At 56.4% G+C, this 19,904-nt stretch carries 17 protein-coding genes and 3 pseudogenes; 13 read left to right on the forward strand and 7 right to left on the reverse strand.

Annotated elements, in window-relative coordinates; translation table 11 throughout:
• Window positions 1–20: 20 nt before the first annotated feature.
• Together K6I40_RS05250 and K6I40_RS05255 are read right to left on the reverse strand one after the other, a co-directional pair.
• Window positions 21–683, reverse strand: a complete 663-nt coding sequence (locus tag K6I40_RS05250; protein WP_222914668.1) for a class I SAM-dependent methyltransferase — start codon at window positions 681–683, stop codon at window positions 21–23.
• On the reverse strand, window positions 667–1,608 hold the full coding sequence (locus K6I40_RS05255; protein ID WP_255681649.1) for an NAD(P)/FAD-dependent oxidoreductase: 942 nt from the start codon (window positions 1,606–1,608) through the stop codon (window positions 667–669). Before K6I40_RS05255 ends, K6I40_RS05250 begins: the two co-directional genes overlap by 17 nt.
• A gap of 244 nt (window positions 1,609–1,852) precedes the next feature.
• Between K6I40_RS05255 and K6I40_RS05260 the strand changes: the two genes are divergently transcribed.
• The gene (locus tag K6I40_RS05260) at window positions 1,853–2,251 is read left to right on the forward strand and encodes a helix-turn-helix domain-containing protein (RefSeq protein ID WP_222914670.1); all 399 of its coding nucleotides are present in this window, start codon (window positions 1,853–1,855) and stop codon (window positions 2,249–2,251) included.
• A gap of 37 nt (window positions 2,252–2,288) precedes the next feature.
• On the opposite strand, the gene K6I40_RS05265 is transcribed toward K6I40_RS05260, so the two are convergent.
• The 3 genes and pseudogenes from K6I40_RS05265 to K6I40_RS27965 all read right to left on the reverse strand — a co-directional run.
• Window positions 2,289–2,918, reverse strand: coding sequence for a helix-turn-helix domain-containing protein (locus tag K6I40_RS05265; RefSeq protein ID WP_222914673.1), 630 nt, complete (start codon window positions 2,916–2,918; stop codon window positions 2,289–2,291).
• A 74-nt stretch (window positions 2,919–2,992) separates the two neighbouring features.
• A complete protein-coding gene (locus K6I40_RS05270) occupies window positions 2,993–3,415 on the reverse strand; it encodes an ester cyclase (RefSeq protein ID WP_222914675.1) in 423 nt (140 codons plus the stop codon).
• A gap of 104 nt (window positions 3,416–3,519) precedes the next feature.
• Window positions 3,520–3,687 (reverse strand): annotated as a pseudogene (locus K6I40_RS27965) (helix-turn-helix transcriptional regulator); the annotation flags it as partial.
• A gap of 210 nt (window positions 3,688–3,897) precedes the next feature.
• Here K6I40_RS27965 and K6I40_RS05280 point away from each other — a divergent pair.
• Genes K6I40_RS05280 through K6I40_RS05290 form a run of 3 tightly spaced genes read left to right on the forward strand, consistent with a single transcriptional unit; the run spans window position 3,898 to window position 5,755 of the window.
• A complete protein-coding gene (locus K6I40_RS05280) occupies window positions 3,898–4,236 on the forward strand; it encodes a metalloregulator ArsR/SmtB family transcription factor (RefSeq protein ID WP_222914678.1) in 339 nt (112 codons plus the stop codon).
• Window positions 4,233–5,150 (forward strand): SRPBCC family protein, encoded by a 918-nt coding sequence (locus K6I40_RS28875; protein WP_222914681.1) that lies wholly within the window; start codon window positions 4,233–4,235, stop codon window positions 5,148–5,150. Before K6I40_RS05280 ends, K6I40_RS28875 begins: the two co-directional genes overlap by 4 nt.
• A 2-nt stretch (window positions 5,151–5,152) precedes the next feature.
• Complete coding sequence (locus K6I40_RS05290; RefSeq protein WP_222914685.1) at window positions 5,153–5,755, forward strand: dihydrofolate reductase family protein; 603 nt, start codon at window positions 5,153–5,155, stop codon at window positions 5,753–5,755.
• Window positions 5,756–6,906: 1,151 nt separating this feature from the next.
• Here the strand turns inward: K6I40_RS05290 and K6I40_RS05295 are convergent.
• Entirely contained in the window at window positions 6,907–7,737 is an 831-nt protein-coding gene (locus K6I40_RS05295) for an IS5 family transposase (protein WP_222913026.1), read from the reverse strand.
• 599 nt (window positions 7,738–8,336) lie between these two features.
• Between K6I40_RS05295 and K6I40_RS05300 the strand changes: the two genes are divergently transcribed.
• From K6I40_RS05300 to K6I40_RS05315, 4 genes are all read left to right on the forward strand, one after another.
• Window positions 8,337–8,882 carry a hypothetical protein gene (locus K6I40_RS05300; protein ID WP_255681650.1) on the forward strand — a complete coding sequence of 182 codons (546 nt, stop codon included), beginning with the start codon at window positions 8,337–8,339 and terminating at the stop codon, window positions 8,880–8,882.
• A 519-nt stretch (window positions 8,883–9,401) separates the two neighbouring features.
• On the forward strand, window positions 9,402–9,815 hold the full coding sequence (locus tag K6I40_RS05305; RefSeq protein WP_222914688.1) for a MarR family transcriptional regulator: 414 nt from the start codon (window positions 9,402–9,404) through the stop codon (window positions 9,813–9,815).
• Between the two features lie 112 nt (window positions 9,816–9,927).
• Window positions 9,928–10,830 (forward strand): VOC family protein, encoded by a 903-nt coding sequence (locus tag K6I40_RS05310; protein WP_222914692.1) that lies wholly within the window; start codon window positions 9,928–9,930, stop codon window positions 10,828–10,830.
• A 1-nt stretch (window position 10,831) separates the two neighbouring features.
• Window positions 10,832–11,302 carry an SRPBCC family protein gene (locus tag K6I40_RS05315; RefSeq protein WP_222914695.1) on the forward strand — a complete coding sequence of 157 codons (471 nt, stop codon included), beginning with the start codon at window positions 10,832–10,834 and terminating at the stop codon, window positions 11,300–11,302.
• Between the two features lie 23 nt (window positions 11,303–11,325).
• Here the strand turns inward: K6I40_RS05315 and K6I40_RS27980 are convergent.
• Window positions 11,326–11,620: pseudogene (locus tag K6I40_RS27980) on the reverse strand (hypothetical protein); the annotation flags it as partial.
• Between the two features lie 1,063 nt (window positions 11,621–12,683).
• On the opposite strand from K6I40_RS27980, the gene K6I40_RS05320 reads away from it, so the two are divergent.
• The 5 genes and pseudogenes from K6I40_RS05320 to K6I40_RS05340 all read left to right on the forward strand — a co-directional run bounded on the left by K6I40_RS05320 (window position 12,684) and on the right by K6I40_RS05340 (window position 19,793).
• A complete protein-coding gene (locus K6I40_RS05320; RefSeq protein ID WP_222914697.1) occupies window positions 12,684–13,490 on the forward strand; it encodes an IclR family transcriptional regulator in 807 nt (268 codons plus the stop codon).
• A gap of 501 nt (window positions 13,491–13,991) precedes the next feature.
• Window positions 13,992–15,191, forward strand: a complete 1,200-nt coding sequence (locus K6I40_RS05325; protein ID WP_222914701.1) for an iron-containing alcohol dehydrogenase — start codon at window positions 13,992–13,994, stop codon at window positions 15,189–15,191.
• Between the two features lie 289 nt (window positions 15,192–15,480).
• Complete coding sequence (locus K6I40_RS05330; RefSeq protein ID WP_222914704.1) at window positions 15,481–16,995, forward strand: aldehyde dehydrogenase family protein; 1,515 nt, start codon at window positions 15,481–15,483, stop codon at window positions 16,993–16,995.
• 511 nt (window positions 16,996–17,506) lie between these two features.
• Window positions 17,507–19,107 (forward strand): annotated as a pseudogene (locus tag K6I40_RS05335) (BCCT family transporter).
• A gap of 506 nt (window positions 19,108–19,613) precedes the next feature.
• Complete coding sequence (locus K6I40_RS05340; RefSeq protein WP_222914707.1) at window positions 19,614–19,793, forward strand: hypothetical protein; 180 nt, start codon at window positions 19,614–19,616, stop codon at window positions 19,791–19,793.
• Window positions 19,794–19,904: the final 111 nt, after the last annotated feature.

Below are 19,904 nucleotides of genomic sequence, written 5' to 3' on the forward strand. Positions count from 1 at the left end.
ATCGAACCGTATATGCGATCCTATTTCTCGATAGTAGACTCTGCGGAGAGATCATCCATTTCCGCGTCGTCACTGACTCGTTCGGCGACAAGAACACCCACTTGGTCATGCACGCGCTCGACTGCCGTGACCACGAATCCAGTGTCGGTGAGTATGTCCACGAGCAACCCGACTGTTGCCGCATCAACCCCGTGGTCGAATAACGGTTCTTCAGGGTCGGGCGAGCCGAAGAACATCGCGTCACCGAGGACGAACCGACGCGGGCCGAGATCGGCGATGACCTCGATAGCCTCGCGTTTTTCCTCATCAGGGAGATGGTGCAGGGCGAAGTTCGAGACGATAATGTCCACTTCGCCGTCATATTTCGGGTCGCGGAACTCGCCATAGTCAAACTCGACGTTCTTGATACCGCTGTCGGTGGCCTTCGACCGCGTCTGCTCTATCATTCTGTCACTGATGTCTCGACCAACGACGTGGCCGGCATCCCCGGCCAACGCAAGCGCAATCAGACCCGTCCCCGTTCCGAGGTCGAGGACTACGTCGTCGGGGCAAGGGTCTGCGTGGTCAATGACAAGTGAAGCGCACGTGTTGTAGATTGGCTTCTCTTCACTGCCGTGTTTGTCGTCGTAGTGATGAGCTATCTGTGAGAAGCGATCGCCGAGGTCCTCAAGGCGCTTGTCCATTATTGCCACCTCCTTCGAAGTCTTCCTTGGACAGTTCCATATTCACGGTCGCGCCGACTGCGTATCCATCGGCGACAGCAGACGGTATGGAAGGAGGAGATCCGCTAGAGGCGTCACCTGCAATGAAAACACCCTCGACCGACGTGAACCCGATTCCATGCTGGGACCGTGTTGCGTCGATGAGTCCGGCCTGATTCACTTCGAGACCGAGTTGTTCCGGGAGTTCGCTGTGTTGTTCCATCGGTGGGGGGTAAAAAAGAGCATGGCGGGCTACGTTGCGGCCGTCCGCAAGGGAGACGCTTTCGAGCCCATCGTCGCCAGAGCCATTGAGTGCGCTGATCGGTTCGTCTTCGATTCGGACACCTCGCTCAATGAACAACGACTGTGTCGCCTCGTCGAAGACATCCTGCCCATCGGTGAATACGACGAGATCATCACTCAGATTGTATATGAGTTTCGCGTAGTCGACCATGTGTTGGTTCGTGACGATAACGCCGAGGGGTTCATCACGAACTTCGTAGCCGTGACAGTAGGGGCAGTGATATACGCCACTCCCCCACAACTCCTCGAAGCCATCGGTATCAGGAAGGTCGTCCCCGACACCAGTCGCTAGTACGACCTTTCGACTCGTGACGCTCTCGCCAGAATCCAAAGTACTGGTGAATCCATCGTTGGCTCTACTGACATCCGTTACCTGTGAATTTCGGAACTCACCTCCGTATTTCGAGACTTCCTCTCGACCAAGACGACGGAGTTCCTCCGGCGGGATGCCGTCCCTCGTCAGATACCCATGGGCTTCAGCTGCTGGACCATTACGGGGTTCGCCGTTGTCGCAGACCAAGACGCTGCGGAGCGAGCGCCCTAACTGGAGGGCTGCACTCAGTCCCGCAGGCCCACCGCCGATGATAAGAACGTCGTACTCCAAATCACTGTCACCAGTTGTTTGCACACCTAACGCAATGAGGACACCAAGCATAAGATTGTCGCTCCCGGAGATGAGAGTGGCCAAATACAATAGAACGCAACTATACGGCCGGAATCGTCGGCTTTCTCCCTCAAATATGACCGGTCTGATCTAATCAAATGCTCGGTAGCCATTCCGAGCCTGCGGAAGCAAATGCACTTGAGGTGCAAACTTTATCTGGCAGCAGTACCCATTCCCGATACCAATGCCAGACGCCGTACAGAAGCAACTCCAAGACGAACGGGAGTGTGATGGTCTTCTTGACTGTATGTTCGGACTGAATGAGCTCGACAGAGGTGTATTTAGACTGTTAGAAGAACGTTCTAAGCCGCTTACCGTGGATCAAATTGCGAAGTTCATTGACCGGGAGCGGACGACTGCGTACCGTTCAGTCAGACGGCTCCAAGATGCTGGAGTTGCTGTGCAAGAACAGGAAAGCTGTCCTAAGGGTGGCTATCACCACGTGTATCGAGTCTCCGACCCGGACGAGATAGCGGATGAACTCCAACGAATGCTCAACCAGTGGTACGCTGATACTGGACAACTCATTCAGGAGTTCCGTGATACGTATGGCGAGGATTCTTCTCCTGAAATAGATCAATAGCTTCCTGCTCTTGGTATCCGATAGCAGGACAAACTGATTATGAATCGTCGTCCGCTGACCCATACGCATTGATGATCTTCCCCTCGGCCCGATGGAGCACGCGACTCACGGCGGATTTGTTCACCTCGAGATGCTCAGCGAGCATCGTAAGCGTACAGTCACGGGGTGAATCGTAGTATCCGTGCTCCAGGGCGACGTTGACGACCTCTCGCTGACGGTCGGTAAGCAGGGGAGATTCCGCAGGCATCGCGGAGACCTGCGTGATCAGGTACTCGATTCCGGCCGAATCCAGTTCGTTGCGAAACGCCGAGAGCTGGTCTTGCGACGCGACGAGGTCACCGACGAGCCACCCGTCTTCGAGGTGCAACGGAAACGACGGGACGATACCTGAGTCCGCCATTGCACCGTGTGGTTCGGGTGTCGTCGTGGTAACCTCGAAGAGAACCCGGTCAGAACCCCCGTGACGGATCTCGAAACCGGTAACGGTGGAAATCACGCCAACCGTCTCGATGAGCGAGTCAACGCTGAGCGCGTCCGTCTTGACGAGCAGGCGAAGCTCATCCCCATCGGGCCATGCTCCGAGAACCTCGAACACCGCGTCGGGATAGGCTTCGGATAGCGCGACGAGCCCATTGTTCGACTTGGTTTTCAGCGTTGCCCGGGGCATGGTTCGTCTCTCGTGCGTCGTTGGCGTCGACAGAGGTGCATACGTACGAGACACCGGCCTCCCCTATCAAGCTGTCAGTCGGTCGGCTGGAGTGCACCGACCTGTTCCATGAGACCCAACTGGTCGCTTTGCGTCCAGGTCTCGATTAGTTGCCCGTCCTCGAATCGATTGATCTCGATTGCAGTCAGTTCGACCTGCTCTCCAGTGGGTTCGACCCCGAACAGCGGCCCATCGTGCGTTCCCACCATCGTCCACCGAAGCGCGACCTCATCATCCGCGGCGACTACGTCTTCAATGGTGAACGTCAGATCAGAGAACAGTTCACGCGTCGACGACGCGAGCGCTTTGTAGAGTTCGGGCCCTTGCAACTCCTCGGCGAGTTCCCGTTCGTGGATGAGGTACGCGGCGTGTACCAGTTCCTCGGCCGTGTTCGGATTCTTGCCGTTCCAGACGTCCTCGTACAGTCGCTCGATCACCTGCTGGTTGGTGTCGACCATCAGGAGTAGATAGCCAGGTGACGAACGTAGCCATTATTGTGAACATGTTGACGTAACGGAGATCGCCCCTTAAGGCGCGAGCGAGGGTACCGTGGTGTGGTGGAATCCGGCGAGAACAGGCCCTCGATCGGACAGTCGGAGTGCTCGGCGAGAGCGAACGCGAGTTCGAGTGACGGGTCGTACCGCTCGCGCTCAATCGGGTTGATCGTCTGGCGGGTGATTCCGACAGCGTTAGCGGGAGCACCCTGACTCGATCCCCGCCGTTTTCGATACTGGGTAGGACGTTATTCATCGGCGATGACGGGCAGGACCAAGAGTCCGACCCAGACCACGAACAGCGTCGCGAGGAGTATATCAACCGGCGTATGCCACACGGGCCATTCGATGTACTCGAGCGCTTCACGCAGCGTGAGCGCCGGGAAGACGAGTCCGAATTGTTTAACCTATTGGTTTAATATATTGCGGGCTGTACGCTTAACCGGATGGTTGAACAACAGTCAGAAGATCTGAATCTCGACGCGATCTTCAAGGCACTAGGCCACCCGACCCGTCGAGAAATCCTCGAACAGCTCGCCGACGGGCCGGAGAGCGTCAGCGAGCTGGCCGAACCTCACGACGTTTCGCTGGCGGCGGTCTCGAAGCACCTGCGCGTGCTGGAGGACGCGGACCTGCTCGATGTCGAAGAGGACGGTCGAGTCCGCCGCTGCCACCTCGACGCCGCACCGCTGAGCGACGTGTTCGGGTGGCTGACCCGCTACCGCGTGCTCTGGGAGGACCGCTTCGACGCGTTGGCCGACCATCTGGAGAATGACGACCGATGACAGACAACACGACCGACGAGACCGATATTGAAACGACGGACACGACCCTCTCCCTCCACCGGACGTTCGATGCGCCGCGCGAACGCGTATGGCGGGCGTTCACCGACCCCGACGAACTGGAACAGTGGTTCGTGCCCAAGGGCATGACAGCGGAGGTTCACGCCCTCGAACTCGAGCCAGGCGGCGCGATGGCCATCAATTGGACTGACGGGGAGAATCGTATCGACAACGAGGGAACCTACGTCGAGGTAGTTGAGAACGAACGCCTCGTTTCGGCTGAAGAGACTGAAGCCGGGGAGCTTCGGGTCAGCTATGAGTTCCGAGACGTCGAGGGTGGCACGGAAGTCGTCGTCACCCAGGAATTCCCGGGGCAGGTACCCGACGGTGCCGCCGAAGGCTGGGCGGGCATGCTCGAGTCGCTGGCGGAACTACTCCAGGATTCCGGCGTAGATTCAACCCAGCCCGATGAGCGCAGCATGACCGTGAGCCGAGTCATCGAGGCGTCGCCCGAACGCATCTACGAGGCGTTCCTCGATCCCGACGAACTCGCCCAGTGGTTGCCACCGACCGGCTTCTCGGCCGAGGTTCACAAACTCGAACCCGAGGAAGGCGGGACGTTCCGAGCCACGTTTACCGCCGAGACGGAGGAGTTCGCCGACTACGGCTCGACCTTCGGCGGCACCTACTTGGAGCTGGTTCCCGGTGAACGCATCGTCTACACCGAATCGTTCGAAACCAACGAGCCGAGCATGGTAGGTGAGATGACCGTGACGGTCGCCTTCGAGGAGGTCTCCGACGGGACCGAGGTCACCGTCCGACAGGAGGGCATCCCGGAGGCCATTCCCCCGAGCGACGCCAACGAAGGCTGGAACAACTCCCTCGAAAACCTCGCGGACGTCGTCGAGGAGGCGTAATCATGAGGAACCTCGTCGTAAGCGAGTTCCTGACGCTCGACGGCGTGATGCAGGCCCCGGGCGACTCCGACGAGGACACCGAAGGCGGGTTCGAGCATGGCGGCTGGCAGGTGCCGTACTTCGACGACGTGGGCTCGGCTGTCGCCGAAGGGTTCGCCGCCGTGGACGCGCTCGTGCTCGGCCGGAAGACGTACGAGATCTTCGCGTCGTACTGGCCGACCGCGAGCGAAGATGAACCCTTCACCGAGCAGATGAACAGCGTCGACAAGTACGTGGCCTCCCGGACGTTGGACGCGGCCGACTGGCAGAACTCGACGGTCCTCGAGGGAGACGTGGCCGACGCGGTCGCCGAATTGAAACAGGAGCCTGGCGGTGACCTCGTAGTTTTCGGCAGCGGGGACCTAGTCCAGACGCTCATGGCCAACGACCTCGTCGACGAATACCAACTCATGGTCCACCCGCTGGTCCTCGGCACCGGCAAACGGCTCTTCACGGACGAGAGCGAGTCAACCGGTCTGAAACTCGTAGAGATGGAGACGACCGACTCGGGCGTCGTCGTCCTCACCTATCGACCGGCAGAAACTGACTCGGAGGTCGACGAATAGCATGGTGACAGTCTTCGCCGACATGTCGATATCGCTCGATGGGTACATCGCCGGGCCGAACGATGATCCCGAGAACCCCCTTGGCGACGTGGCGAACGGCTCCACAACTGGATGTTCAGTGGGATGACTACGAGCAGTCACGACGAATTCCACAAACCAGCAGAAGGCAGCCGCGAGATCGTCGACGATCAGGCAGCGCCGTCCGTGGTGAGAAACGATCGGAGGATCTCGGCCCGGACGGAATGACGAAGACAAGATACGGAACAAGACCAATATCGTTTTCGTCTGCTGCGTCGGAGCATGTTCATGCCCATATCACCCTCGTTGACTGGCCACTCGTCAGCAGCAGTCTGGCCTGGCTACGCGGCAGGCACGTGGGCACTTCTCTTCACCCTTCCACACGTTTACTGGGCGCTCGGCGGCACTGTCGGGCTTGCGGGTCGCTCGATGACGGGACGTTGTTGCTGGTGAATCTCATTGCCATCCCGCTGCTTTTCCTCGCTGCGGGTGTCGCACTCGGAACCGTCACGTTGTGGGGCCGGATAATTCCCCGCTGGGTGTTGCTTCCCGCTGTCTGGGGTGTAAGCCTGATTCTGAGTGTGCGGGGTATCGGCGGTCTGGTTCAACGCGGCCTATCAGGTGGACACAGTGGAAGTCAATCTCTCCTCAGTTTGATCGCCGACCCGTGGTTCGTGCTCGGAGGCGTCCTTTTCGGCATGGCAGCCGCGACTTACACCCGAAAGTCATGTGCCCGAGAGAATCGGAGAACCTGATTCGATCTCTCGTGAAACTTGATCACCAGGACGCTCGGACGAGTTCACTAGCTACCGCTCATTTCATTAGACAATCACGGTTCTACATGGGGCGGTTCAGACTTTCACCGATCGGTCAGTATAGGCTATATACTATTCACAGAGTGTCAATCAATCATAAGGAATATGTAGAGGTGGCTTTTACCGCTTGACATGGCTGAGGATACAGAGCAACCATTCATATCGAGAACTTCGGCTATCAGCAGTACGGTTGCTTGTCTTCTTCATGCAGGTGTCGCTATCTTTCTCTGGAATTGTTTCTCGTATGATAATCTGTCGCTCACATCTCCCGCAGGAGTGTATATTCGGCTGTGTTGAATCGCTGTAAGGCGGTGGATTTCACTGTTTGACGGCCTGCTTGATGTTATAGACGACACACATTAAGGCGATTTCACGGAACTCTCGATACCAGGTACGCGCTCGCACGGCGTAGCCGAGCGAGCGCTTAACGGCTGAGTTGACAGTTTCGGTCATTGACCGCTGAGCGTACCGATCTTCGTCAATACGGGCGTTATGTGCGTGATCGTACGGAGCGAAGATCCGGTGTTTGATCAGTGGGCGAATGTCGAGTTCACGCAGTCGTTCTCGGAGTTGTTGCTTGTCATAGCCTTTGTCAGCAGCAAGTGACCGCAGATCGCCCGCGTTCCGGCGGGCGATCTGCTCGGCGAGGTCTGCGTCGCTTCCTTCTAACGTCGTCGAACAGTGGAGATCAAGAACGGCTTGCGTTGCTGTATCGACGAGTTTTGTGACTTTGAGCGTTTGAACGCGGTAATTCGTTCGTTGGCAGTAGTGACGGCTCGCTCGATCTCGTTCGTAGAATGTCGCGTCGATAGCAGCGTGTTCAGATGGATCGTGTAGCTGCGCCGACTGGCGCAGCAACACTCGACAGACGCGCATACTGATCCGGTCGAATACCTTACATAACGTGGATGGCGAGGGGAGATCGGCCGCTCTGAGGCCGATCTCCCCGGTTATTTGTGGCATTTCCTTGAGCAAGTCAATCGTCATCCGGTAGGACGTATCGAGGTAAATCCGCAGACAATGGAGGGAAACAAGTGCATAGTCGGCGAATCCGCCGCCTCCTTCCGGGGCGGCGGATTCGTCTCCATCACCAGTAACGCTTTGAGCGACCGGAACAACTTCCCCAATGAAGCGGGAGATTTGCGTCATAGACACTCGCAGCCTCCCGCTTCATCACCTTTGATTTAGCGACCTATCCCGCCGCCATCTAGCGATTCAACACAGCCGTATATTCTCATCGGGATGTTTGCCCTTGGATTCGTTCCAGTTGCGTACTCCACAACGCAGAAGTCCATTTCGCCCGTTCTACTGGTCAGTATATTACTAATCGTTTCAGTCTATGGAGAGTGGCAGGGACACTTTAGTCCCAGGTTTGGCGGGCCGAGGGCATTCAGTTGGTATATCCTTCTTTGGGTCGGCGTGGTACTCCTTGCGGTTCTGGCAGGTAACATTGAGGTCAAACTCAAACAACGAGAGACAGCGTGAACACGTTCTTAGGTTTGCACACGTAGTTGCCGCTCAGCACAGATGAACTACGTATCACATTGATCAGTAACTCCCAGGATCTGTCAGAAACAGCGTGCCGAATATAGAACATGGCTCTTGTTTAGACGATCAGTTTCGGGAAACGTGACGCCGACAGAGCGACGAGTTCACTAGCTATCACTCATTTCATTAGATTCTCATGGTTCCTAACATAGGCAGTGGTTCAGACTTCCATCGATCGCTCAGTACAGGTGAAATACGGAATGACCAACAGCCATCGAGGAAAAATCATAGGTGTATTGACTGCTTCCTTTTACGAAATGACCTCCAGACGCGAATCACTTGTTATCCCACTCGGGTTTCTTGCCGTCGTACTTCTTGTTGGAGCGGGGATGTTCACCGTGTTCCAGATTCAGCCTGATACGCCGGGCGGGGGTGTTTCGGATGTTGAGAGTTACCCCGTTGGTCCCGAGAAACCGACTCCGTTGAATTCCTCGAATGTCGTGGACTACACTACTACGTACGAAGAGCGCCTGTTTTATAACGACCTCGTTGCAAGCCATAATCACAGACTCCATGACGATGAAAACGTGATAAGCAACTGTACCTCCCTCTCGAACGGTAGTACAGACAAGTTTCACGTTCAGTTAGAGTGTCGTGGCGGTGTTACCGACTCATCGCAACTGACTGAATCGGAGGAGTTCACTTACTCAGTCACCTACCGGATAACGAATAATACGACACAACAGACTGAATTCCAGAATTACCCCTTTGGAACGGATAGAACGTTCAACAGCGAAAGAAATTAAATTAGCAGTAGTTAGTAATCCAGTTCCTTTATTCAGAGTTGAGCATGAAAATCGTGGTAAGTACGCAGCCATAGTGATCAGCGTTTTCAAGAAATATCTCTCGAAATAACGTCTCACAGGGAGTTACTCCTTAGGAAAGAACTCATCAGATCCTCGATTAACTTCATCCCGTGGACTGTTTACTACGTCTTCACCGAACACATCGACGTGTGGGTCTGAATCACTACACTTGGATATAGTTTCTTTGACATCGTCCTTCCCATCCATTCGATCAGCTCCCCTCTCCCGTTCTCGACTTGTGCATGCATGTCCAGCATCGTCCGATATGCATGCTCCATCTCTAACTGCTCCATCTTCCGAACGACGTACTGCCCCCGTTTGGTAATTCGGTACTGGTCACCGACCGAGGTTACCTGTTCATCAATTTCGGGAGTGATAGATGGTGGCGAGAAGGAGAGATGCCCGACCAGTCCGCAGTGGAGTGAACGGTGATTACCGAGACGATTTCGGCAGAGAAACGTGTATATACACGTACAACGAAATTCCGCTGTGGACCTCTCCGCCACCAAGAACTGCCACTGTCTCGCCGCACGCAAACGCGCCCGGGAGACAACGCGGCGGTACGACGAGAAACTTCGGCCCCATGGGCTGCAGTCGACGCAATTCTCCGTGCTCGCCGCACTCGCGCTGAAAGGCCCGACGCCGCTCGGAGAGCTGGCCGACACCCTGGGTCTCGAGCGCACGACGCTCACGCGGAGCGCAAATCGCCTCGAAGACGAGGGCTGGGTCACCGACGCCGAAGCCGAGGACGCGCGGAAGCGCTGTCTGCAACTAACCGCGGATGGCCACACGAAGGTTGAGGAAGCCTACCCTGCCTGGAAGCAAGTCCAGGACGAGATAGACCGACAAGAGACCCGCCTGGAGACGGAGTGACCCACGAAAGGAGACACGACGATGCCACAAACTGACGTTCGACACGAACCGCGAACGGAAACGCGACAGAGACGCTCGACTGCCGGAGGGCGGCAGGGTAGGGAGTGAGACCATGCAGAAAATCACCCCGAACCTGTGGTTCGACGGCGATGCCGAAGCGGCGGTAGACCGGTACACAAACATCTTCGAAGACGCGACGATCGGCGACAGCACCCGATATGATGCGGTGTCTGCAGCGGCCTCGGGACAGCCGGAAGGGAGCGTCATGACTGTGGAGTTCGAACTGGAAGGCCAGTCGTTCATCGCGCTCAATGGTAGCTCCCAGTTCCCGTTCACGCCCGCCATCTCGTTCGTCGTCAACTGTCCGACGACGGACGAGGTGGACGAACTCTGGACGGAACTGTCCGAGGACGGTGAGGAACTCATGCCGCTTGACTCCTATCCGTTCAGCGACCGATATGGCTGGACCAACGACGAGTTCGGTGTGTCGTGGCAACTTATTCATGCGGACTACATCCCCGAACGGAAGATCGTCCCGTCACTGATGTTCGTCGGTGAGCGGTGTGGGCAGGCGGAGGAGGCGATCGAGTACTACACATCGGTCTTCGATGAAACCGAGGTCGGGAACATCGCCCGCTACGGTCCCGATCAGCCACCGGACGAGGAAGGGACGATCATGTTCGCTGACTTCACGCTCGCCGGCCAGCATTTCGCAGCGATGGACAGCGCGCGGGAACACGGCTTCGACTTCAACGAGTCGGTCTCATTCGTTGTCGACTGTGCGGACCAGGCGGAAGTCGATTACTACTGGGACGAACTCACGGCGGACGGTGGCGAGGAAGGCCAATGCGGCTGGCTGACCGACAGATATGGCGTATCCTGGCAGATCGTGCCGTCGGTCCTCCAGGAACTCCTCCAGGACGAAGACGCCGAAAAAGTAGGGCGAGTCACGGAGGAGATGCTCCAGATGGGGAAGATCGAGATTTCGACGCTAGAGGAGGCACATGCCGGGTAGGATGGGATCGAGCACGACCGTTAGGACGCTTATCGACGCCCCACGAGCGGACGTCTACCGGGCGTTCCTAGACCCCCACGCGGTAGCCACGTGGCTGCCCCCGGGCGGCATGAGCGGTCATGTGCACCGCTTCGACCCACGCGAGGGCGGCGAGTTCCGCGTGTCGCTCACGTACGATGACCCAGCGGATTCACCGGGTGGCGCGGGTGGGAAAACCACCGAAGATACGGATACCCATCGAGGGCGATTCGTGACGTTGGTACCCAATGAGAAGATCGAGGAGATCGTTGAGTTCGAATCAAACGAGTCGGGATTCACAGGCGAGATGCGGATCATCGTGGCCCTGGCTGACGTCGACGCTGGGACCGAAGTCACGTACCGCTGCGAGGACATCCCCGAAGGGATCCGGCCCGAAGACAACGAAGCCGGGTGTCGGTCGTCCCTGCGGAAGCTAGCTGCACTCGTCGAATGATGCACCGATGCCTGTAAACTACCCTACTCCCTCGGCGCATACGCGCCTCGGTCCTTGAGAGTGGGGCTTTGATGTGGACTCCCGGCAATAGGCCGGTGACTCTCGCCGTTCACCATCCCACTATTTATACGCACGTCTACTGGTGCGTCTTCGCCTCCCGACTTGGGCGAGGACCGAAGTCTGTATTGTCGCTTCCGAGCGTACCGTAGCTCGATGTTCTTCGCCGTCGCAAAGTCGCTATGCGACTTTGCTGCCCGACGGACGTAGTCCAGCGACCGCGTTGTAATCCGCGTTCACCTCGTACCCGCACTTCTGACAATAGATGAGAAACGGCACTGTCTAGTTAATCGATTCCGACGTATAGCAGCGTTTCAGAGCCTGCCACAGCATTCCCGGTGAGATCTGATATTGTCATTGCTTATGAGAAAATTGCTGAAGCAGCCGAATTATCGCTGCTCGTAGAACAGAGTCCACCTCTATCAGATCCGATATGGTAGTTTTCCAGCCGATACCGTCACTTCATTACCTTCTCGTATTTCGGTTTCTCTTATCTAGAGAGTGCCATCAATATTAATTGTAACGTGTTTCTCACTGCTGGAGCACAATACCTTCAAAACGAATTTCATGCTATCGATCAAATTTCGATATGAGAAATACGGGCGTAGGAACGCCGCCGGGACTATCTGATAGAGGACAAATCAGTAAATGTCTCTGAGCCCGTGTATTCCATCTCGAGGAAACATCGACAGTTGAATCGCAATCTCAAATCAGCAGTTTGTCAGACTAAATACGACCGCAGCGAGCGTGTTTCGTCGCTATGGCCCCGGCGTGCAGTACCGTGAGCGAGAGACCGCTATGTCTTCCTCGCGAACACGGTACCACCACTAAATTGGCTTCGCTCGATATCTGGCGTCCGTATACACGGCCATCTTAGGATTACAAACGTATGGGTGTAAGAACATGGCGCACGAAAGAGGAATCGTTCGTCGTCGTCACACGCGATACCATCGCTGAAAGGGGCAGAGGAACGACTATCGTCGATAATTGATGAAAATGGAGGCTGATCGACATATATCATCTGACTCGGTCTCTACTGCGCGATCGAACTCCCCGAAAGGAATAGGGAGTCGCTCAACGAGTTTGGGGCTTCTCTCCGCGCCGCTGTTGTACTTCGGTCGATCCAGAATCATGCCGCCAATCGCGACCGGTTGGTGGGGACACTATTTCGAATGTGCGAATGGTAGGACATCCAATTGGTTGTGGATCCGTAAAGTGGCGACAAGACCGGTGACGCTTCCACTGACGGAATCTGCAGATGAACGAGACGGGCAGCGTTTCGATTTGGGAAACGCTTAATTCGTGCGGGGTGGTTTGGCATCACATGGTGGATCAAATGGAGGACCCGACGCTGAAAACGACTGCCCGATCGCTGGCACTGGTCGATCGAATCCGGGAATGCGGCGGTGCGAGACTTCCACAGCTGGCCGCCGACCTGTCGTTGGCGAAGAGCACGGTGTATAAACACGTGACGACCCTCCACGAATGTGGCTACTTGGTGAAAGAAGACGATCGGTACCACATCGGTCCGAAATTCCTCGATCTGGGTGAGCACGCTCGGAGCCGGAAGGTGGGCTATCAGTTCGCAGACGACGCCGTTAGGGAGCTGACGGACGCGACCGATGAGGAGGTTGATTTCGTGATTGAGGACCACGGTCGTATCATCACAATCTCGGAATCGTACCATAGATGGGTGAAGTATCCCGGTGAGGACAAATCGAACCGCTACCGTGCGCGAATGGGAACGTATTATCCGATGCACGCCACAGCCTCTGGCAAGGCGATCCTCGCCGAATTTCCCCGGACACGTGTCGAAGCGATACTCGACCGGTGGGGGTTGTCGACGAAAACAGATAACACGATTACTGAGCGCCGAGATTTGCTCGAGGAACTCAATCAGATCAATAACCAAGGGTATGCCATCGACAACGAGGAATTCACCAACGGATTGCGGAGTGTGGGCATGACGGTCAACGAACCGGACGGCACTCACATCGGAGCGATGAGCGTCTCGGGACCGAGCTATCGCATGACGGACGAGGTTCTCGCACAAGAGATCGTCCCGGCGCTCGAACGGACCGTGGAATCGTTCGAAGACCGATTGGCGAAAAAGCGCAGTGATGGCTCATAGCGGTCGTAGATCGGCTGTACAACTCGTTGGAAAGGGGAGTCGAAAGCCCACGCCAAGATGAATCACGTATTCTTCTCAGTGACGACCGCCTCTCCGTCAGTTTGAGGTGATGGTCGGCAGTACTCAGAGGCTGTTTACACAATCGAAACGCACCTGTTCGAAAGACCGTCCGTTGGCGGATCTCGACTCGATTGGCTGGTCAAATCACACCTCACGGCTGGCGCATCTCGCTCGCCCCTAAAGCGAGTAGCGAAATGGATAGTGAAGGCTCGGACGACGGATTACTCATCGGGTATCCTCAGCGGGCTGTCCGAAATCCACGTGGCGTGATCTGGAAAACGTCACAGCAGGTAACCTAGCACCAATTTTTATATACTGGAATATCGAATCCTCGTCTTGGATGCGAGAGAACAACTCTCACACTGATCAGGAGACGTCCGTATCCAGTACAGCTACGATATTACTCGGCACTCCCGACAGAGAACGCGGCGGTGAGCGTCGATGAGCCTCTGTGAGTACACGCTTACCTTCCCGATCTGGGTCGAGTTCGGTACCGGAACCAGTGAGGAAATCGGATCGATCGTCGATTCGCAGGGATGGGAAAAGGCGCTGATCGTCACAGATCAGGGCATCCTTGATGCCGGACTGGTCGATGGCGTAAAAACCTCGCTCACGAACGAAGGTATCGAGTACACTACCTACGATGGAGTCGAGCCCAATCCGACGGTCGGCATGGTCGGCGAGGCGACCGAAATGTTGGAGAACGAGAAGTGTGACTTCATCGTCTCCGTCGGCGGCGGGAGCTCGATCGATGTCGGAAAAGGGGCGTCGTTGATGGCGACCAACCCGGGCGAACTCGTCGATTACGAGGTTACATCGGCCGAGGAGGTAATGGAAGAACCGATCGAGAACGAACCTCTCCCGCTGGTCACGGTGCCGACGACCGCCGGAACGGGTAGTGAGGTGGATTACTGGGCCGTTATCACCGACGAGGAACGCGAGTTCAAGATGGCCCTCGGCCAATCACCGCAGTACCCGGGAGAACCGTATCTCGGTGCCGAGATCTCGCTGGTCGACCCTGCCTTGACGGCTACGCTACCGCCGAGACAGACTGCCGCGACCGGCTTCGACGCTTTCTCTCACGCCCTCGAGAATCACGTGTCGGCCGCCTGTCCGCCCATCGTCAAACCGATGACCGAGCACGTGATGGGCCTCGTTTCGGAGCACCTACCGGCCGCCTACGAGGACGGAGAGATGGAGGCGCGAGAGCAGATGATGTTCGGCTCTCACGTCGCGGGTATCTGTGAGAATTTCGCCGGGTTCGGCGCGATCCATTCCCTGGCCGAGACTACCGGTGGGATGTATCCCGAAATCCCACACGGCGAAGCTATCGCTGCGTACACGCCCGCAGTGATGCGATACAATACCGAAGCCGTTCCCGGTCGATACGCAGAGGTCGCCGAGGCGATGGACTTGGACGTGTCGGGGCTATCCGACGAGGAGGCCGCTATGGAAGCAGTGGTCGCTGTAGAGGAGCTCATCGACAGGGTCGACCTTCCCTCGAGCCTCCGCGAACTCGGTGTTGCAGAGGAGGACCTCCCGGAGATCGCGGAGAAATCGTTGGATACGATCGAGATCCACGACAATCCGCGAGACGCGGATGCCGACGACCTCCTAAACATTGCTCGTGATGCGAACTAACCGTCACGAATCGCGAAGTGCGATCTTCAGGAGCTCTGATCCCGTTACCAACTGATCCGGCTGAGCACGATCCCCCCTCATCGATAGACGCGGTAATCCCGTTTCGAGAGGGTGGGGTATCGCTCGACCCATCGGTTCCATTCCTCGTCGCAGATAGAGGCCGTTTCCAGCGTCATCAGCGAGACGAATCAGATAACGTCGCGGAAGTAGCGATTCTCTCACTCGAGATCTAGTGTCGACAGACTAATACGAAAATATATGAAGGGTGGTAACAAACCACTTGCTGTAAATGGTATCTGAGACGTTCAGCAGCCAGTTACAGGAGAATCACGCGGAAGCAAGAGAACGAGTCAGAGATATCAGCGAGCTCAATTCATGGATAGACGGATCCGGATACGAGACCGATGAGTCGTTCGAAACGATTGACCCCGTCACCGACGAACCGATTACGACGGTCCCACGCTGTAGCTCGACGGAGATCGATACGGCAGTCGATGCCGCGTGGAGAGCGTTCGACGAAGAGTGGTCGGACACGACACCTGCCGAGCGATCTCGACTCCTGCTCGAATGGATCGATGTGCTCCGCGACCACATTGACGAGCTATCGCTACTAGAGTGTGTGGACACCGGAAAACCGATCTCCCAGGCGCGCGGGGAGGTCGAAGGTGCGATCAAAACACTGGAATACTACGCATCGATCTGTCAGAGTCAGGACGGGAGACAGGTGTCCACGTCCGAGGACCTGCACCTCTACACGCGCAAGGAGCCGTACGGCGTGGTCGGACAGATTACGCCGTGGAACTTCCCGATCTGGGCGGCGGCATGGAAACTTGGACCCGCGCTCGGGACGGGGAACGCTACCGTGCTCAAACCTTCGGCGAAGGCTCCACTGACGACGATACGCATCGCTGAACTGTCTCAGGACATCTTCCCGGACGGCGTGGTTAACGTCGTGACGGGGACCGGATCGGAGGTCGGCGGAGCACTGACTGAGCACGACCGCGTCCGCAAACTCTCGTTTACTGGAAGCGTCGGTGTCGGACAACAAGTGATGAAGGCGGCCGCTGAAAACGTCGCTCCGGTCACGTTGGAACTCGGCGGCAAATCTCCGTTTATAGTGTTTCCCGACGCTGACCTAGAGAAGGCGGTTACCGCCGTCGCGGACGGTATTTTCTATAGCACGGGGGAGATCTGTGATGCGTTCTCTCGAGCGATAGTTCACGAGAGCGTTCACGAAGAGTTCGTCGATCGGTTCGTCGAAAAAGCCGAATCCTACACGCTTGGGGATCCGCTCGACGAAGAGACGACGATGGGACCACTGACCACCGAGTCCCAATACGAGACGGTCATGGAATACATCGAAGCAGGCGAGAACGAGGGTGCGACGTTGCTGACGGGCGGTGGGCCACCGGAAGACAGTGATCTCCAGGACGGCTGGTTCATCGAGCCAACGGTGTTCGATGACGTAGAGAACGATATGCGTATCGCCCAGGAGGAAATCTTCGGTCCCGTTCAGACGATCAATACCTTCTCCAGCTACGACGAGGCGATCGAACTCGCGAACGACACCGAATTCGGCCTCGCGGCCGGTATCGCCACTGAGAAAACTTCTCTCGTACACAATTCGGCGGCGGATATCGAAGCGGGACTCGTTTACGTCAACGAGTACGGGCCGATCCTGCCGGAGGCCCCGTACGGTGGCTTCAAGGCGTCGGGTATCGGAAAAGATCTGGGAACAGAGGTACTTGATCACTACCAGCAGACGAAATCTGTCTACGTCAATCTCGATGAGCCGGAGCTATGACTACTAGCCTTCCCGGGAGCGCCATGCCGTATCACCGGAGAACCGTACCGACTCCGACGGAACTGAGAGCATTGCCACCTTCACGACCATGCGAAAGTCGACGAAGGCGTACTCGCAGGTGAGTGCTCGGACCCCCGATACCGAATCCGGATCACATCCGCCGGAATTCTACGGGAGTCACGGGGCGTGTCTCGTTAAGGTCTGATGGTAGCTCCCTTCTCCCGTTCTTATTTCGAGATCGCATTTGAACAGACCCGGCGCAAATCGATACTGATCGGGATTACCGGTTTGATTCGGTCAGGCGGTGTACCTCCCGTCGCCTCCCCGATCACTTCCGCCGATGGTTTCCTTCGCGATATCCCTCACGGATTTTCTATTCACGTTTACGAGTCTGTTCCAAAGATATAAGTGTTAGCCTATGGATAGTGGATGAAATGGTAATACATACCATGGCGAAGCCACTGAATTGTGAATTGGGTACGGAGTTGACTAGTTCCACTAACGATAAACGATGAGATTCTGGTACGTATTCGGGTTAGAAAGCGCAGACAACGGTGAAAAACTCCTGTTCTTCATAACAGGCGGACTCTTGTTGATGTTAGCAGCCGTCGGGATCCTGAATCCCCAGATTCTTAATAACACGCTCAATGGGGCCTTCAGCTGGGTGCTAACCTACTTTGGTTGGTGGTTCATGTTACTCGGACTCATCTTACTCGTCTTCTCGACCTTCATGGTCTTCTCACGATACGGCCGCATCCGGATCGGCGGGCAGGACGCTGAGCCGGAGTTCAGTATGTTTCGTGGCTCGCGATGGTATTCACGGTCGGATACAGCGGATCGATCATCATATGGGGAGTCGGCGAACCTATCTCTATTGTAACCAATCCACCGCCGGAGCCGCTTCCGGTTTCAGGGGCTTCGATAGAATCGCTCGCTCTCGCGTTCATGTTCATCCACGAGGTCTTCCCGGGGCTCGCCATGTGGTATCCACCGTTCGCGTTAGCGTTCGGATTGATAATCTACACGCGCGGTACGGACTCGTATAAGTTCAGTTCGATGCTGAAAGTGCTCGTCGACGACGATCGGTACAAGCTCCTTTACTGGACTGTAGACCTAGCTGCACTGATCGCCATTATCGGCGGTGTAGCAGCAGCTATCGGTTTCTCTGCGCAGGTGTTCGCCGCCCTTCTGGACACGGTGTTCGGAGTTCCTGCAACGATGTTCACGTACGGTCTGTTCGGCGTTCTCGGGCTAGTCTTCCTCGGCGACGTCTGGCTGGGACTGCGAAAGGGGATCCGCAACGCAGCGCGGATCACAGTCGTTCTCATGTTGATTACGTTTGCGCTTCTTCTCGTAGTCGGCCCGACGCTGTTCACCGTTAATCTCGGACTCGATGCCGGTGGCGTCTGGCTGAATAACATGTTCCGACTTTCCCTGTATTCCGCACCGACGGCCGCATCTAACTGGCCACAGCAGTGGACGAGCTTCTGGTGGGCATGGTGGGCCGCTTGGGGCCTGTTCGTCGGCAGTTTCGTTGCTCGCGTCTCGAAGGGGCGTACTATCCGTGAGACGTTCGTTTGTCTGGTGATCATTCCCGGAGTGTTGCTCTGGCTACAGCACTCTATCGTCGGTGGATGGGTACTCGCACCGGGATACATCGAACCGGTCAGTAGTGCACTGAACAACGGTGGTATCCCGGCCGCACTGGCGACTGCGGTCACTCTCACACCGCTTGCGCCCGTACTGGGGATTTTGCTCATGTTGGTGATAGCGGGATACGTTGTTACGTCGCTGGACTCGGCCGTGTACATCCTCTCCTCGATAACTCTCGGTAACGAAGATCCCAATGCTCGAAACCGAGCATGGTGGGGAGTTCTGCTCTCATTCCTCGGCGTGATGACCCTGGAACTCCCGGTGTTTGATGCGATGCAAGCGTTCCCCACGGTACTCGCGCTTCCATTTACTCTCTTTCTCGTGGCGATCGCGTATGCGAGTTACGTCGCCGCCCGCGAGTACTATCAAGAACAGTTCACGATAAAAGAGGAAGATACGCTAATCACGAGTGCAAAAACCGACAATACCCTCTCACAGAAGCAGGATGACGATGATTAGGGTGGTATCCTCCTACGACGGACAAGAATAGTAGTTATCGCGTTCGGGACGCTAACTCTGCGTGACGTCGATCTGCGAACCGACGCCTCGAACGGCGTCGAAGTACCGTCCGTACGGGTCCACTCGCCGATCTCCTATTCACGTGTGACTACCTCGAGTGCTCAGATACTGGAGGGTAAGGTCAGGAGGGCACTGTTAAATCGAGGCTGAAGGAGATGGGAGTTCTTCTACAAAGTGTCTATGCTCGAAGAACTCCCGCTTAATCCTTCGGAGTCGAGGGCGTAGAATTTTAGACGAGGAGCGTACGCCGCCTGGCTGGTCAGGCTGGGTGCGCGGCCCATGCATCAGCAACATCCTTGTCAGAGTGTAGTGATTTGCTTGCCTGGTTCGGCGTCGATCGAACCAGGCAAGCAGTGTGATACTGGTACCAGGCATACGGCGACTACCACGACGAAGAGTTCACTGCTGAGCCAGAGTATGTAGCGATTGATGAAAAGCAGGTTCAATTGGCAGAAGGTGAGGATGTTTGGCTCTACGCTGCGATTGACACTGAGTCGAAAGTCGTTCTCCATACACGACTTTCTCTCCCACCTGGAACGAAGCCAGCGACGCAATTCCTCCGTGACCTCAAAGAGAAACTCCGCGTCTGCGACGCGGAGTTTTCGTCGATGGGATGGGGTATCTGACTGCCCTCGCAAGAACTGATCTGGGCGGCGATCTCAATTACTCTGAGCGAGACATCGTTGAGAAGTTGTTTCAAGCCTTCACAATGCATCTTGGCTAATTTCACGAGACTT

Origin of the sequence: Natrinema sp. SYSU A 869 (assembly GCF_019879105.1) — an archaeon.
Taxonomy (GTDB): Archaea; Halobacteriota; Halobacteria; order Halobacteriales; family Natrialbaceae; genus Natrinema.